This is a genomic window from Pseudomonas sp. FW305-20 (assembly GCF_058788075.1).
Genome location: NZ_JBYTAJ010000001.1, coordinates 38,842 through 54,420, shown reverse-complemented (window position 1 = coordinate 54,420; position 15,579 = coordinate 38,842). Strand labels below are relative to the sequence as shown.

The 15,579-nt window shown below is 58.5% G+C and carries 11 protein-coding genes and 2 pseudogenes; 8 read left to right on the top strand and 5 right to left on the bottom strand.

Annotated features, from left to right (window positions below; translation table 11 throughout):
• Positions 1-11: 11 nt before the first annotated feature.
• Together AC3WP4_RS00265 and AC3WP4_RS00260 are read right to left on the bottom strand one after the other, a co-directional pair.
• Positions 12-938, bottom strand: a complete 927-nt coding sequence (locus AC3WP4_RS00265; RefSeq protein WP_256581188.1) for an acetoacetate decarboxylase (ADC) — start codon at positions 936-938, stop codon at positions 12-14.
• A gap of 115 nt (positions 939-1,053) precedes the next feature.
• Positions 1,054-1,857: pseudogene (locus AC3WP4_RS00260) on the bottom strand (type 1 glutamine amidotransferase domain-containing protein).
• Positions 1,858-2,051: 194 nt separating this feature from the next.
• Here AC3WP4_RS00260 and AC3WP4_RS00255 point away from each other — a divergent pair.
• Together AC3WP4_RS00255 and AC3WP4_RS00250 are read left to right on the top strand one after the other, a co-directional pair.
• Complete coding sequence (locus AC3WP4_RS00255) at positions 2,052-3,182, top strand: saccharopine dehydrogenase family protein (protein WP_102615855.1); 1,131 nt, start codon at positions 2,052-2,054, stop codon at positions 3,180-3,182.
• Positions 3,183-3,474: 292 nt separating this feature from the next.
• Positions 3,475-5,157, top strand: coding sequence for a SulP family inorganic anion transporter (locus AC3WP4_RS00250; RefSeq protein WP_102615854.1), 1,683 nt, complete (start codon positions 3,475-3,477; stop codon positions 5,155-5,157).
• Positions 5,158-5,209: 52 nt separating this feature from the next.
• On the opposite strand, the gene AC3WP4_RS00245 is transcribed toward AC3WP4_RS00250, so the two are convergent.
• From AC3WP4_RS00245 to AC3WP4_RS00235, 3 genes and pseudogenes are all read right to left on the bottom strand, one after another.
• Positions 5,210-5,650, bottom strand: coding sequence for a potassium channel family protein (locus tag AC3WP4_RS00245; protein WP_102615853.1), 441 nt, complete (start codon positions 5,648-5,650; stop codon positions 5,210-5,212).
• A gap of 309 nt (positions 5,651-5,959) precedes the next feature.
• Positions 5,960-6,322 (bottom strand): DUF5064 family protein, encoded by a 363-nt coding sequence (locus AC3WP4_RS00240; protein WP_102615852.1) that lies wholly within the window; start codon positions 6,320-6,322, stop codon positions 5,960-5,962.
• 65 nt (positions 6,323-6,387) lie between these two features.
• Positions 6,388-6,541, bottom strand: a pseudogene (locus AC3WP4_RS00235) (carbamate kinase); the annotation flags it as partial.
• Between the two features lie 497 nt (positions 6,542-7,038).
• Between AC3WP4_RS00235 and AC3WP4_RS00230 the strand changes: the two are divergent.
• The 6 genes from AC3WP4_RS00230 to AC3WP4_RS00205 all read left to right on the top strand — a co-directional run bounded on the left by AC3WP4_RS00230 (position 7,039) and on the right by AC3WP4_RS00205 (position 15,573).
• On the top strand, positions 7,039-7,200 hold the full coding sequence (locus AC3WP4_RS00230) for a hypothetical protein (protein ID WP_158242630.1): 162 nt from the start codon (positions 7,039-7,041) through the stop codon (positions 7,198-7,200).
• Between the two features lie 149 nt (positions 7,201-7,349).
• Complete coding sequence (locus AC3WP4_RS00225; RefSeq protein WP_102615850.1) at positions 7,350-9,560, top strand: putative bifunctional diguanylate cyclase/phosphodiesterase; 2,211 nt, start codon at positions 7,350-7,352, stop codon at positions 9,558-9,560.
• A 163-nt stretch (positions 9,561-9,723) separates the two neighbouring features.
• The gene (locus AC3WP4_RS00220; protein WP_102615849.1) at positions 9,724-12,723 is read left to right on the top strand and encodes a xanthine dehydrogenase family protein molybdopterin-binding subunit; all 3,000 of its coding nucleotides are present in this window, start codon (positions 9,724-9,726) and stop codon (positions 12,721-12,723) included.
• Complete coding sequence (locus AC3WP4_RS00215; RefSeq protein WP_102615848.1) at positions 12,720-13,526, top strand: FAD binding domain-containing protein; 807 nt, start codon at positions 12,720-12,722, stop codon at positions 13,524-13,526. Before AC3WP4_RS00220 ends, AC3WP4_RS00215 begins: the two co-directional genes overlap by 4 nt.
• 2 nt (positions 13,527-13,528) lie before the next feature.
• Positions 13,529-14,029 carry a (2Fe-2S)-binding protein gene (locus AC3WP4_RS00210; RefSeq protein ID WP_064596717.1) on the top strand — a complete coding sequence of 167 codons (501 nt, stop codon included), beginning with the start codon at positions 13,529-13,531 and terminating at the stop codon, positions 14,027-14,029.
• Positions 14,030-14,034: 5 nt separating this feature from the next.
• Entirely contained in the window at positions 14,035-15,573 is a 1,539-nt protein-coding gene (locus AC3WP4_RS00205; RefSeq protein WP_102615847.1) for an AMP-binding protein, read from the top strand.
• Positions 15,574-15,579: the final 6 nt, after the last annotated feature.

Here is a 15,579-nt window from a genome sequence, read left to right as displayed (position 1 = left end):
CGCAACAGGTTTCAGCGCTCGCCAACCAGGGTGGCAAGTGGTTTTGGCGCATAGAGCGCGCTCTGGAACTCAGGCACATATTCGTACTTCATCATTTTCCCCAGCTTCAGGGAGCGGATGTAGTTCGACAGACTGCCGTCGCCCAGCGTGAGGGTGGCCGAATCCGCGTCCCGGCTAGAGCTATGGCTGAGCTGGCGGGAAACAGCGTACCCATAGGCCAGTTGGCCCTGGTGATCGAGATTGGTGAAACTGCTGGTGACGATATCGACATCGCGGGACAGGTCGTCGAGTTTCTTCGCTCTGAAGGACACGTCCAGTTTGCCGGTCTGGCTGTCGGTAATGTCATACACCACCGATTGCGCATCCTCTTCGCGGTCAATGCCGGTCAGCCATTTCGGCAGGTTGTAACCGACGACACCACGCACCCTCGCCAGCTCGGTATTAACCGGCAGCTTGAGCACATAACCCCAGAAGTCTCCAGACATCGACTGGCCAATCAGCGTGAACGGACCCAGATTGGCTTTGCCAGGTTTGTTGGTGATGATCGATACGGCCACCTCGTTGTAGGCATCGTTATCGCAGTGCTCATAGGTGTACGCGGTGAACGCGATCAAGCCGCGACCTGGCCAGACTTGCAGCGGCTGCACGGTTGCCAGTACTTCGGGCGGCATCAGTGCCCGGAGCCGGTCCAGGTCCGCCGTATAAACTGCCGTTACGCGACTGTTCTGGTAGTAAAAATTTGGGGAGTACGACTCAAAGCCAATGTCGACCTTATTCTTCTCCAACCCCTTGAACCAGCTCAAATCAACGCCCGGTACTTCTGCTGCAACCACCGACAACGGAGGGTTGGAGCGAAAACGGTCATACAGGCCGCCCTTGACGACGGGCACCTGGTGGCCTGCGATATCGATTGTGGTTGTGTCGGTCGGGCTGGGCATCTCAGGCGTCCCCGCCAACGCAGCGTTGGCAAAAGTGTTGAACAGTAATCCTGTTAAAACGGCGCTTGCGAGTTTCAATCGGTCTTTCTCCAGGTGATGGGATGTACTTGATGGATCAGCGAGCTACGTTGTCGGCGGAGAGCACGGCCATCACGGCTTCAGCCACGGCCTTGGGCGATTGAGGGTTCTGACCGGTCACCAGCCGCCCATCGGTGATGGCAAATGACGTGAACGGCAGCCAGCCCTTGCGGTAACGCGCACCCTGACTCACCAACCTGTCCTCAAGGAAGAAGGGCACCTGACTCTTCATGCCCGAGAACAGCTCTTCGCGGTCAGAGAATCCGGTGACGTTTCTGCCCTTGATGATCAACTGGCCTTGTTCATCCTTCAGATCCAGGAGTCCCGCCACACCGTGGCAGACGGCCGATACGATGCCGCCCTGGTTTTAGATGGTTTCGGCGACACGTCGCAGGTCGGGGTTATTGGGGAAATCCCACATCACACCGTGGCCTCCGGTGAAGTAGATGACGCTGAACCGGGACGGATCGACTTCGGCGATGGGTATCGTGTTTTGCAGGCGAGCGCGAAAGGCAGGGGACTGCAAATGCTTACGGGCAGCCTTGTCCATGTAAAGCCAACCGAGGCTTCGCTCGTCCAGAGGCACAGCGCCGCCCCTGGGGCTGGCAAATACTGTCGTGTAGCCGGCCGCTTCTACCACATCGGTGAAATGCGTCAGCTCGGTCAGCCACAAGCCCGTGCTATCGGTCCGTGAGGGATAGCTGGCGTGATTGGTCATGATCACCAGTATCTGGCGATCTTGCGCAACAACCGTGGAAGGGGTCGGCCCAGCATTTGCAAAAGTCATGAATGCACCGCCTATCAATACCAACGCACAGGAAATAAAGGTTTTCAACATCATCCGGGGTCCGACAGTCATGCAGGTCCGGTGCATGCTCACCTTAAACCTCACTTTAAGGTCAACCCCGCTGCTGCAAAAAATCGTGGTGCCCACTCGCACACTTTTGCTTGACCCTCAACCTGACTTTAGCGCTAGCGTCTGACGTTGATTGAGCAAGGCACAACGCTCGCCATCAATCCTGTGAGGAGCAACGCATGAGTCAGCAAGACAACCCGGATACGCAGATGAAATGGATGATTTACGGCGCCAACGGTTATACCGGCGAGTTGATCGCTCGAGATGCCGTCAAACGTGGACTCAGGCCGGTATTGGTAGGACGTAGCCGCGACAAGGTCGAAGTCCTGGCCCGTGAACTGGGACTTGAAGCCCGAGTGTTCGGACTGGATGACGAGGCGCGGTTACTTGCCCAGATCAAGGGCCATGGCTTGGTCCTGCATTGCGCAGGACCATTTTCAGCGACCGCCGCACCGATGATGGAGGCCTGCTTGTGTGCCAATGCGCACTATCTGGACATCACCGGCGAGATTGCCGTATTCGAACATGCCCAATCCTTGAATGAGCGTGCGCGTGCGGCGGGCGTGGTGATTTGCCCCGGCGTCGGCTTCGATGTAGTCCCAACCGACTGTGTCGCCGCTGCACTGAAAAACGCGCTGCCGGATGCAACGCATCTGGCGCTGGGGTTTGATTCGCGCTCCAGCTTTTCGCCCGGCACTGCCAAGACTTCAATCGAAGGCATGGCTCAGGGCGGCAAGGTACGCCGCGACGGGAAAATCGTGTCGGTACCGCTGGCATATCGGGTCCGGCGTATCGACTTTGGCGCCGGAGAGAAACTGGCCATGACAATTCCCTGGGGCGACGTTTGCACGGCTTATCACACCACCGGCATTGCCAATGTTGAAGTGTTCATACCGGGTTCTGCCGGCATGATTCGCGGTGCCAGATTTGCCAATTTGATTCGTCCGCTGCTGGGTTTGTCGTTCGTGCAGAGACTGCTCAAGGCGCGCATCGGCAACACAGTGGTCGGTCCGGATGAGGAAAAACGTGCAGATCAAGGCACCTATGTATGGGGCGAAGCACGTAACGCTCGTGGAGATCGCAAGGTTGCGCGTGTGCACACTGCAAACGTCTATAGCTTGACGATCTACGCTGCGTTGGCCGTGGTCGACAGCTTGTTACAGATGCGCCCGACTGGTGGTGCCTACACGCCTGCACGGTTGTTGGGCGCCGATCTGGTGACGCACCTGCCAGGGTCAGGTGACTTGAAAGTCGAACAACACTCGGGAGCCAACATGGAGCTTAATAGCAGTGGATCGAGTTCTTCATAAACCTTCAAGTTCAAACCTCCGCTAATGGTTGAACGTCCGTTTTTGGCCGATTGCTGCCTGTCATGACCGACCGAAATCGACCCTTTGCAGGCAGTCAGACCAAAAATGCTACCGCCTTTTGTGAGGACTTTTTCCATTAATCATTGATGCAGATCATAACGGCGGCCTTGTTGATCTGGCTGCCTATACGATGAGGCAAAATGGGTTCGGCAGGATTGTCGTACCTCACAAACGCAAACTGCAATGCAATTATTCGGTATCCCCAGCAACTGAACCCGTCCAGAGAGGCCGTGTGGAACCGCATCTGAAGACTTCGAAGGCAGCTCGCTCCGACACCGCTCCACTTCGCCTCGACATAGTATCGGGGCTCACGGCTGCCGCGGTCGTACTGCCCAAAGCAATGGCCTACGCGACTGTCGCGGGTCTACCTGTTGCCGTCGGTCTGTATACGGCCTTCGTCCCGATGTTGATCTATGCATTTCTGGGAACATCGCGAGTACTCAGTGTCAGTTCCAGTGCCACGCTGGCGATTCTGGCCGGTGCGCAGATCGGCATGGCTGTACCGGACGGCGCCCCAGGGAAACTGATCACGGCAACTGCAACGCTCACGGTGTTGGTTGGTGCGATGCTGATCCTGGCGCGACTGATGCGCCTGGGATTTTTCGCGAACTTCATTTCCTCCCCGGTGTTGAGCGGCTTCAAAGCGGGGGTCGGTCTTGTCATCGTGCTGGACCAGCTGCCAAAACTCCTGGGCATCCACATCGCAAAACAAAGTTTTTTTGTCGACTTCCTCAACATCGTGCATCACGTACCGGAGAGCTCCCTGATCACGCTCGCGGTAGCGGCCGCGGCGTTTCTGATACTCATCGCAATGGAGCGCCTGTGGGCACATTCGCCTGCGCCATTGATTGTGGCCGGTGGCAGCATCGCCGCCTCATGGTATTTCGGGCTGCAGGCTCTGGGAGTTTCGACGGTCGGCGTGATTCCACAAGGGTTACCATCAGTTACGTTGCCTGATCTCGCGTTGATCAAGCAGATGGTGCCGGGTGCGCTCGGGATCGCGCTGATGAGTTTTACCGAAACGATTGCGGCGGGGCGCGCTTTTGCCCGGCCAGGCGATCCCCCCATCGATGCGAACCGCGAGTTGATCGCCACCGGTCTCGGTAACCTCGGGGGGGCTCTGCTCGGCGCGATGCCGGCCGGTGGCGGTACCTCACAGACGGCCGTTGTACGCGCCACCGGAGGGCAGTCTCAAGTGGTCTCGATCGTCACTGCTGGCGCGGCTTTTGCCACTATGTTGCTGCTCTCCGGACTACTCGAGCTTCTACCTCACGCCACGCTGGCCGCTATCGTCATCTACTACTCGGTCGGGCTGATTCAGCCGCGAGAGTTCCTGGCTATTCGGAAGGTGCGTCCAATGGAGTTCCACTGGGCGCTCGTAGCCATGTTGGGTGTCCTTTTGTTTGGCACGCTTCAGGGGATCACTGTGGCGATCGTCGTATCGTTGCTCAGTCTGGCCTACCAGACTGCCCGTCCGCACGTGTACGTCCTTGGTCGCAAGCGTGGCACCGACGTGCTCCGCCCCTTGTCAGAGGAACACCCTAATGACGAGACTTTTGAGGGATTGATGATTGTGCGACCGGAGGGACGCCTGTTTTTTCTCAACGCTGACTATGTGAAGGAACAGATCATCACGCTGGAGAGACAGTATCAGCCGCGTGTGGTTGTCTGGGACATGAGTGCGGTGTTCGACATCGAATACTCGGCACTGCAGGCGCTCATAGAGGGCGAGAAAAGCTTGGCCGAGTTAGGCACCAGTCTCTGGCTGGCGGGGTTGAATCCCGGCGTACTTGAGATGGTGCGACGTGCCGGGTTCGACGAGAAGCTTGGTAGCGAACGTATGCTGTTCAATACCCAAACAGCGATCGAGCGCTATCTATCGCAGAACCCAACCAGGGTGAGCGCCGCGCAGTAGCTTTTGTGTTGGACGCGCATTTCCCGTTAGAAGCGAGCCTCGGGTAGACGCTCTAGGACTGGTGGTCATCGTTACTCAAGTGGAAAAACTGATAAATATGATTGACCACAGCGACGAAGACACCCGTGGATAAGCCGCACATGAGGATGCCGGTCAAGCCTTCCATCAACCCGAACTGACGCCAGGGTTTCGCCAGCACCACGTCACCGTAACCAATCGTCGCATAGGTCACTCCAGAGAAGTAAAACGCCGTTTCGAGATCGGGCAGACATCCCTGCCACACATAGAATGCCCCCCAGATCGAGATCGCCAACAAATGCAGCAGAATCATATAGCAGGCAACCCACACCAACCGCATGCTAATGGCCCCTACATGCTTCATCAGAACATTTCCCCTGTAGTCCAGAAACCTGAGCATCAAGGCCAAACCGACTGCATGCAAGACCACGGTAACGGCCGCCAGCCCCCATGCGAAAAAGATGCTTGAATACATCAAGTGCTCCTCTAGGATGTCACCCCGACAGGCCGAGATCCCTCCTTAAACACTCTGGCAGCAAGGTGACTTGAGTTCGAGCCTCACCCTCAATGAATTGCTTCATGATTGTCACGGTTCCTTCATAGCGCAGTTGAGCCTGGCAAACGCACTCAACCTCTCAAACCCGCCAGACCTGCAAGCATGAACATAAGCGGACCATTGAGCAGGCGTGACTCGAAACGCCCCGCAAATATGCTGTAGGTAAGGAGGAAGGCGGCAAGCAGGGCTAAGTTCTGATACATCGATGACCTGCTTGTTCAGGGTGGCTTATTCCAGATGCTCTGGTTTGACCGTGTCCCCAGACTTCATATCCAGCTGCACCCGCACGTCTTCGAACATCGCATCGTAGTCCTCGTGCATCGAACCGATGCTACTCAGCGCCTTAGGGATGCCGTACTTCTCCGCGATTTTCGTGACGTTGCTGGCGAAGTTGTAAGCCTGATCCTTTGGCAGGAAGAATGTTTCTTTTAGCTCCTTGCCCTGAATGCTGCCGTGCATCGTAAACAGCATGCCTTTACCTTCCTTGGGATCCTGGCTGACTTCATAGTCGATGCACACGTTGTAACTGACATCATCTTTGTTCAGCGCGTGGCGCTCGAAGTGCATGTGACCGGGCTTGAACGTAGCCATTGTTGTCTCTCCTTCAAAAGGGCATTGAATCAGGACAGACTTCACGCCTGCCCCCGTAGTTTATTCTATCGCCAGCTAATACAAGGCATCGCCATACCGATACGGGTGCCGGCCCTGCCCTGGACCGTCGCGTCGATGTCCGAAAGTGAACCAACCTCTCGCCGCGACCTTGCCAGTATGGCGGGCGAACTCACAGGCGGCCTGGACCTTTGGTCCCATTTTATTTGGCCGACGGGAATGCACCACGATGGCAAGTCCATTTGTTTACAGTGTTCGACTTGTGGCGAGGGTAAGGCGGGGCGTGAAGGAAAAATAATTGGGTCAGCGGTCGCATTCTAGTACCAGGGTGAAAAGTGAAGGTCTGCTTCTGGCCGACTGCTGCCTGTCATGAAGGGCTGAAAACGACCCATTGCTGCCCTTCATGAAAGGCAGAGATTGGCTGATTACAGCCGATCACTCCTAGCCAGAGTCGACCTGAAACAAGCGCTCCGCGAGCGCTACAAAACTTTAAGTGATTCGGTATTAAAGAAGCTGACCTATGAAGGCAGCAGGGGGACAGGGGCGTACTCTGGTAAAGACACAATCGACTCGGCCGGAGGATGCTCATAGGTCGAGGACAGCACGGCACTGAGTCGATCGCCCAGCAGTATATCGAAACGGGCCGCCCGACCATTCACCCGTCCCCGATTCACTTGAGTTTGCGCGGCGGGTGCAATGTGACCCTGTCGTTTTTCGAAAGCCTGCGTGCATCCGGTAACAACCAGATGGCTTTGAATTTCCAGCACGGCGAACGCGATGCCGTACAGGAGGTGGATGAAATTGGCCGAGAAATTGCCGCGAGTCGAGAAAGCGAAGTCAGCCAAACGACGGCAATCTGATACTGTTTTTTATGTTGGATCTGAGCCTTTTTTTAGTTGGTCTGTGCTCTATAGAGTGCGCGTCCGACGCACTAGTGGACAGTGATCGGCCGCCTACTATTCCAGGCTCTCTGAAGACCGGACGACCTCGAGAGTCTTCAGGAACCACCATGAATAATCGTCCTGGTTTTCACAGCAAGACATTCCCTGAGTCGCAACGTGACATTCTCGGTATGATCGCGACCGATCATCATCTAGTCGACATACTCTGCGCCATCTGCCAGATGCTTGACGATCAGGCTCCCGAAACCTTCTGCTCGATACTGCTCACTGATGCCGAGGGCAAACGCTTGCTGAGCGGCGCGGCGCCCAGCCTGCCGGTCGAATACAGTGACGCGATTCATGGAATGCCCATTGGACCACATGAAGGAGCCTGTGGCACCGCAGCGTTCCGGCGCGAGCTTGTGGTCACCGAAGACATCGCCCGAGACCCAAACTGGGAGCGTTTTCGAGGCCTGGCGCTGGGGCATAACCTGCGCTCCTGTTGGTCAGTGCCTTTGCTCTCCCATCTGGGAAGCGTGTTGGGTACATTTGCCCTTTACCAGAACCGCACGAATGCGCCGAATGAGGCGCAGATTCAACGACTGGCCTGCGCGGCCCAGCTGGCAGTCATTGCGATCCGCCATGAACGTGACGGCCAACGTCTGGAGGAAAGCGAACAACGTTTTCGTTCATTGTTTACCTACAACCCCAACCCGGTGTTCGCCCTCGATCTGGCCGGCAACATCCAGAGTGTGAATCCAGCAGGCCTGAAGCTAAAACCGCACACTGCAACGGATTTCATTGGTCATCACTTTTCCCATCTGGTGCTCGAAGAGGACCTGGAACGGGTCAGTCAGCATTTTTCCGCAGCCCGCGCCGGAGAGCCTCAGCGCTTCGAGGCACGGGTTCTCGACGAGAGTGACAGTCTGCTGACCATGGACATCTCTAATCTGCCGATCATGGTCAACGGAGAAATCGTCGGGGTATTTGGTATTGCCCGAGACATCAGCGAGCAGAAGCATTACGAGCGCCAGTTGAGCTTCAACGCCAGCCATGACCGGCTGACCGGCTTGCTTAACCGTGTTTCGCTTGAAGACCGGCTTGTTCTGGGTTGTCACATCAGTCGTCGGCGCAAGCGTCGTCTGGCGGTGATGTGCATTGATCTGGATGGATTCAAATCCATCAACGATTCGATCGGGCACTACTTCGGCGATCAGGTGCTGATTGAGGTGGCGCAGCGTATGATCCGGCAGGTTCGTCCCGGCGATACCATCGTGCGCATGGGCGGTGACGAATTTATCGTGCTGCTGCCGGACCTGCTTCGTGATGAGGACGTTGTACCGGTGGTCGAGCGCTTGATGGCCAGCATTGCCAGAGCCTACTGCATCCAGGGCATTGACCTGCACGTGAGTGCAAGTATCGGCATCACCCTGAGCGATGGTCACATCGAGCAGCCGATGCAACTGATCCAGCAGGCTGACATGGCCATGTACAAAGCCAAGCAGCAAGGGCGCAACAATTTTCAGTGGTACACCAGCGATCTTAATCAGCGCGTTTGCGAGCACGCGAGCCTGCGCAATGACCTGCAAAAGGCTATCGAAACTCAGTCGTTCAAGCTGCATTATCAACCGCAGATAGACGCGCGCACGGGGCGGGTGGTCGGGATCGAAGCGTTGCTGCGCTGGGAGCATCCGGAAAAAGGATTCATCTCACCAGCGGTGTTTGTGCCAGTGGCAGAGGACAGTGGTCAGATCATCCCGCTGAGCCTTTGGGTTCTCGATACGGCCTGCGCGCACTTGCGCCAGCTAGGCGAGCAGGGCGTAACCGGCATCTCGATGGCGGTGAATATTTCGCCAATGCATTTTCAGCGTGGCCATTTCGTCCAGTGTGTCCAGGCCACCCTGGAGAAACACGGTCTGCGTGGTGAGCAGCTGGATCTGGAGATCACCGAGTCGCTTCTGTTGCATAACGCTGAACAGGCGATCGACACGTTGTGCCGGCTCAAGGCGTTGGGTGTGCGCATTGCGCTCGATGATTTCGGCACCGGTTTTTCCAGCCTCAGCTACCTCAAGCGTTTGCCCATCGACAAGATCAAGATCGACCGCTCGTTCATCCAGGAAATCGCCACCGACCATCACGATGCAGCGATCACCCAAGGCATTATTTCCATGGCCCATCACCTCAGCCTTACGGTGGTCGCCGAAGGCGTGGAAACAGCGTTTCAGGTGGATTTCCTGAAGGGCAGTTGCTGCGATATTTTTCAGGGGTATTTCTTTGCCAAACCGATGCCCTATGCAGAAGTCGAAGCTTTCCTGAGGCTTCCCGCGTCCCATCCCTGACCGGCAATTCTGTCGGGTCCCAGACCTGAAAATCAGACGCTAAGGCAAATTTTCAGACCCCAGCGCAGAACTCCCTCTCCCCAGGCAAGGCGCTCCCTGCGCCTTTCTCACACACTCGGCTCTAACGCTATCGCGCTGCAAAACAACAAGAGCCGCGAAAAAAATGACTAGTTTCCAACCTGCTACCGAAAGCCAGACCGGCCACATCGGCGCCCGTCAGACCCGTGTCGAGGACGCCGCATTGTTGCGCGGCCTCGGCTGCTATGCCGATGACGCTGCGATCCCTCCGGGTACGCTACACGCGGCGATCATCCGTTCACCCCACGCTCATGCGCGGATCACCTCGGTGGATTTTTCCAAAGCGCTGCTGATGAAAGGCGTGCACGGCGTGCTGGTTGGCGAAGACGTCAAACGCTGGGCGCTGCCGTTTCCGGTGGGTGTGCGGCAGCCGATGGAGCACTGGTGCGTCGCCGTCGACAAGGTGCGTTACGTCGGAGAGCCGGTGGCCGTGGTGATCGCTGAGAGCCGCTATCTGGCCGAGGACGCCATCGAAGGTGTGCGCGTTGATTACGAGCCGCTGCCCCCGATCATCGATCCCGAACTGGCCACCGCCGAACAGGCGCCGATCCTGCACGAAGCAGTCGGCAGCAACGTGGTCAACGAACGGCACTTTCGTTATGGCGAGCCGGAGCAGGCGTTCGAGCAGGCGCCGCACAAGGTCTCGCTCAAAGTGAAGTTTCCGCGCAGTTCCTGCACACCCATCGAATGCTATGTGGTGCTGGCTCAGTACGAGCGCGCCACCGGCATTTATGACGTGCTGGCCAATTTTCAGGGCCCCTACGCGTTGCACACGGTCATGGCCCGGGCACTGAATGTGCCCGGCAACCGCTTGCGTTTGCGCACACCGAAAGATTCCGGCGGCAGCTTTGGCATCAAGCAAGGGGTTTTCCCTTACGTGGTGATGATGGGCCTGGCGTCACGCAAGGTCGGTGCCCCAGTGAAGTGGGTCGAGGACCGTCTGGAACATCTTCAGGGGGCTTCTTCGGCGACCAATCGGGTGACCGAAATTGAAGCGGCGGTAGAAGCGGATGGCCGCATCACCGCTTTGCGTTATGACCAGATCGACGATTGTGGTGCCTACCTGAGAGCGCCTGAACCGGCGACGTTCTACCGCATGCACGGCAACCTGACGGGGGCCTACGCGATCCGCAATTTGCAAGTGCGCAACCGAGTGGTGCTGACCAACAAAACCCCTTCCGGCCTGAACCGTGGTTTTGGTGGCCCGCAGGTGTATTTCGCCCTTGAGCGGCTGTTGCAACACATCGCCGTGCAGTTGAAGCTTGATCCGTTGGACGTGATCCGCCGCAACCTGGTGCCGGCCGATGCCTTTCCTTATCAAGCGGCCGCCGGTGCGTTGCTCGATTCCGGCAATTACCAGGCAGGCATTGCCCTGGCGGCGGCTGACGGTGGACTCGACGAGTTGCTCCAACGTCGTGATCAGGCGCGTGCCGAAGGCCGGATCTACGGCATCGGTTATGCCGCCGTCATCGAGCCTTCGATTTCCAACATGGGCTACATCACCACCGCGATGACACCCGAAGAGCGGCGCAAGGCCGGTCCGAAAAACGGTGCTGTCGCAACCGCAACCATCAACGTCGGCCCGTTGGGTGACGTCAGTGTGCATGTGTCCTCGGCACCGCAAGGGCAGGGCCATCAAACCACTGTGGCTCAGGTCGTCGCCGAAGTGCTTGGAGTTGCGCTGGAGTCCATCGTGGTCAACGTCGAACTGGATACCCAGAAGGACGCTTGGTCGATTGCCTCGGGCAACTATTCCAGCCGCTTCGCCGGTGCTGTGGCCGGTGCCGTCTACAAGGCGGCGCTGAAGATCCGCGATCGCCTCGCCACGATTGCCGCCGAGCAACTGCAGGCCAGCCCCGAAGATATTCGTTTCGCGGGCGACAAGATTTTTGTGGTCAATGGCGGGGCGGTGGCGCCATTCCATCGGATTGCTGGTGCGACCCACTGGTCGCCAGGCCTGCTGCCGGAAGGTGAAAGTGGCGGTCTGCGCGAAACCGCGTTCTGGAGCCCGCCGCAATTGGTGGCTCCGGACGACCAGGATCAGGTCAACAGCTCGCTGTGCTACGGCTTTGTCTTCGACATCTGTGGTCTGGAAATCGACCGCATGACCGGCGAGATCCACATCGATCGCTACGTCACCTGCCATGACGCCGGCCGCCTGCTCAACCCGGCGCTGGTCGATGGCCAGATTCGTGGTGGCTTCACCCAAGGCCTCGGCGCGGCGCTGATGGAAGAGTTCGCCTATGGCGAGGACGGCAGTTTCCTCTCAGGGACCTTCGCCGATTATCTGGTGCCGACCGCACCGGAAGTGATCGAACCGGTGATCCTGCACATGGAAACGCCATCGCCATTCACCCCACTGGGCGCCAAGGGTGTGGGCGAGGGAAACAATATGAGCACGCCGGTGTGCATCGCCAACGCGGTGGCTGACGCCCTTGGCCGCTCGGACATCCGTCTGCCACTGACGCCATCGAAAGTACGCACGCTCATCGGGATCGACGAGCCGCCACGGCCCGCCGGTATGGAGCCCGATGAAAACCTGGACGCGGCCGCTGCCGGTGGACCGGCACTGCGGGCCAACGACTCGGTGGTGATTCCTGCTGCGCCGCAACAGGTCTTCGATACCTTGCTCGACCCGCAGACGCTGGCGGCAATCATTCCCGGTTGCCACGACCTCGTGCTTGAAGGCGAAAACCGTTACCGCGCAGACGTCACCGTCGGCGTCGGCATGATCCGTGCGCGCTTCGAGGCCAAGGTTGCCCTGAGTGATCTGGACCCGCCGCATTCATTGCGTCTGTCCGGTTCCGGCAGCAGCTCGATGGGTTCGGCCCAGGGTCAGGCCAAGGTGCGTTTCGTCCAACTGGAAAATGGCCACACACGTCTGGAATACCAATACCAAGTGGCGGTCAGCGGCAAAGTCGCCGCGGTCGGCGGCCGAATGTTGCAAGGGGCCTCGAAAGTGATCATCGGACAAATCTTTACTCGCCTGTCGCAACGGGTCAGCGGCCAAGCCATCTCCACCGGCTGGTGGGCGCGACTGCGGGCCTCGCTTGGCGCGCTGTTTGGCAAGGGAGGTGCGCAATGAAACCGGCTGCTTTCGATTACGTTCGGGCTGACACCCGTCGTCAGGTGGTTGAGTTGCTCGCCGAGTACGGCCAGGAAGCTCGCATCATCGCCGGTGGCCAATCGCTGATGGCGGTGCTGAACATGCGCCTGGCTCAACCCAAGTTACTGATCGATATCAATCATGTGGCTGAACTGGCCTATATCGAACTGCGCAAGGATTGCCTGGCGGTAGGTGCCGGGGTACGACAGGCGCAGTTGCTGGCGCGTTCGACCCTGATGGACGAGGTGCCTTTATTGGCACTGGCGATGCCCTGGATCGGTCACTTCCAGACGCGTAATCGCGGCACCGTCTGCGGATCGGTGGCTCACGCCGACCCCAGCGCCGAGTTGCCACTGTGCCTGGTGACGCTGGGCGGCGAGATCGTTCTCGAGTCGAAAAAAGGCAAGCGCATCGTCAAGGCTGCCGACTTCTTCCAAGGCATTCTCACCACCGACAAGCGTGCGGATGAACTGGTCGTCGAGGTGCGTTTTCCGCTCAAGCGCGAAGGCATCACCTATCGCTTCCGCGAAATCGCCATGCGCCACGGCGACTTTGCCATTGTCTCCCTGGCCGCGGCCATCGGCGCGGATCAGGTCGAGCTTGGCATCGGCGGGGTCGCCGACCGTCCACAACGTCGTAGCCTGCCTCGTGGTGCCGCGCTGCCAGACGCGCTCAATCAAACCGCCTGGTCGCTCGACGCACAAGACGATGTGCAGGCCAGCGCTGCCTATCGCCGCCAACTAATTCGCGAGCTGGGTCATCAGCTGATCGAAGGAGTCTGAACATGCGTGTAACTGCCGACCAAACCTTTCCGATTCGCCTGGAACTCAATGGCCGCTCCCGCGAAGCCCTGGCTGAACCGCGAACCCAACTCTGCGACTTCCTGCGCCACGACCTCGGTGCCACCGGTGTCCATGTCGGATGCGAACACGGTGTCTGCGGTGCCTGCACGGTGCTGGTGGACGGAGTCGCGATGCGTTCCTGCCTGATGCTCGCGGTACAGGGGCACGAGCGGCGTATCGAGACCGTCGAGTCCTTGGCCGACGACGACACACTGAGCGACCTGCAACAAGCCTTTCGCCGTCATCACGCCTTGCAGTGCGGCTTTTGCACTGCGGGCATTCTCATGTCCTGCGTGGATTTCCTGGAACGGGTACCCAACCCGGACGAGACCCAGGTACGCGACATGCTTTCGGGGCATCTATGTCGCTGCACGGGCTACACCGGCATCGTCCAAGCCGTGCTCGAAGTCGCTGCCCAGCGCCAAACGAACGAAGGGGTATAACAACAATGTTCGATCTCGGACGCAGTTTCCTCGCTGCCGTTGAACGCCGGCCGCACGCCGTGGCGGTCAGTGACGGTGCGTTGAAGAAAACCTATGAAGACTGGTTCGTCGATATCCAGAGTGCCGCTTGGGGCTTGCAATGCCTTGGGCTGCAACGCGGTGATCGACTGCTGGTAGCGATGCAAAACCGCTGGCAGATGGCAACCCTGCATTGGGCCTGTCAGTTTGCGGGCATCGTCATGACCCCGTTGAACTGGCGTTCGACCGCCGATGAACTGGGCTACTGCATCGAAGATGCGCAAATCCGTGCAGTGGCTTACGACGATGCTACCGTGACCGCCGTGGCCGGTTGCAGTGCCGCCACAAGGCTGCCACGGATCGCCACCGGTCTGCGTGCTGCCAACACCGACCTGAGTTTCGAGGAACTGTGTTCGCAGACCCCCTCCGGCATCATTTTGCAGGCCGACGCCGAAGATTTTTCACTGCTGCTGTACACCTCCGGAACCACCAGCAAGCCCAAGGGCGTGCCCCGTCGGCACCGTTGCGAACGTGCCGCGGCGGTGGCCCACGTCGCGCAAAACCTCTACCGCCAGAGCGAATGTACGCTGGGGGTCATGCCGCTTTACCACACCATGGGCGTGCGTTCGTTGCTCTCCATGGCGCTGATCGACGGACATTTCGTCTGTGTGCCGAAGTTCGACGTGGAAGCCACGCTGCAGGCCATCGAACGGGAAAAGGTCAGCAACCTGTACCTGGTGCCGACGCTCTACCACATGCTTATCGAGCACCCGGCCTTTGCCCGCGAGCGAGTCGCCAGTGTGGAGAAAATCGGCTTTGCGGGTGCGCCGATGAGCGACGGCTTGATGCGTCGCGTCGAGCAGGCGTTCCAGCCGCAGTTATTCGTCAATCATTACGGCAGCTCGGAGATCTACACCTTCACCATCGACCAGCAAGCCAGCCGCAAACCCGGTTCGTCAGGGCGCAGTGCAATGAACCAGCGCGTGCGCGTGGTGCCGATCGATGCTGAAACGCCGGACGTGCAGGTCAACCCAATGGAGGAGGGCCAGATCATCGCCGACCTGGCGAGTGACGAGGCGTTCGAAGGCTACCTGAACCGCCCCGAAGCGACCGCCAAGGCCTTGCGTGATGGATGGTATTTCACCGGTGACATCGGCTACTTCGATCTGGAGGGTGATCTGTTCGTCACGGGGCGTGTCGATGACTTGATCATCACCGGCGGCGAAAACGTCAGCCCGGCGGAAATCGAAAACATGCTCTCTCTGCACCCGGCAGTGGAAGAAGTGGTGGTGGTCGGTCTGCCCGACGAGCAGTGGGGCAAGATCATTGCCGCGTTTATCAAGCTGCGCGCCGAGGTCTCGGAAGACGACCTCGATGCCCATTGCATCGCTTCGGGCCTGGCCAAATTCAAGCGGCCACGGCGTTACCAGTTCATCGATCAGATTCCAAAATCTCCAGTCGGCAAGGTTCTGCGGCGCGTGCTGCTGGCCCAATTCCAGGAACAGGCCTTGAAGGCCATCAGCTAATCATCC

Excerpts from the sequence above, each read along its gene's own strand:
- AC3WP4_RS00265 (WP_256581188.1), bottom strand. The coding sequence starts at position 938 with ATGCCCAGCCCGACCGACACAACCACAATCGATATCGCAGGCCACCAG.
- AC3WP4_RS00255 (WP_102615855.1), top strand. The coding sequence starts at position 2,052 with ATGAGTCAGCAAGACAACCCGGATACGCAGATGAAATGGATGATTTAC.
- AC3WP4_RS00245 (WP_102615853.1), bottom strand. The coding sequence starts at position 5,650 with ATGTATTCAAGCATCTTTTTCGCATGGGGGCTGGCGGCCGTTACCGTG.
- AC3WP4_RS00240 (WP_102615852.1), bottom strand. The coding sequence starts at position 6,322 with ATGGCTACGTTCAAGCCCGGTCACATGCACTTCGAGCGCCACGCGCTG.
- AC3WP4_RS00225 (WP_102615850.1), top strand. The coding sequence starts at position 7,350 with ATGAATAATCGTCCTGGTTTTCACAGCAAGACATTCCCTGAGTCGCAA.
- AC3WP4_RS00220 (WP_102615849.1), top strand. The coding sequence starts at position 9,724 with ATGACTAGTTTCCAACCTGCTACCGAAAGCCAGACCGGCCACATCGGC.
- AC3WP4_RS00215 (WP_102615848.1), top strand. The coding sequence starts at position 12,720 with ATGAAACCGGCTGCTTTCGATTACGTTCGGGCTGACACCCGTCGTCAG.
- AC3WP4_RS00210 (WP_064596717.1), top strand. The coding sequence starts at position 13,529 with ATGCGTGTAACTGCCGACCAAACCTTTCCGATTCGCCTGGAACTCAAT.
- AC3WP4_RS00205 (WP_102615847.1), top strand. The coding sequence starts at position 14,035 with ATGTTCGATCTCGGACGCAGTTTCCTCGCTGCCGTTGAACGCCGGCCG.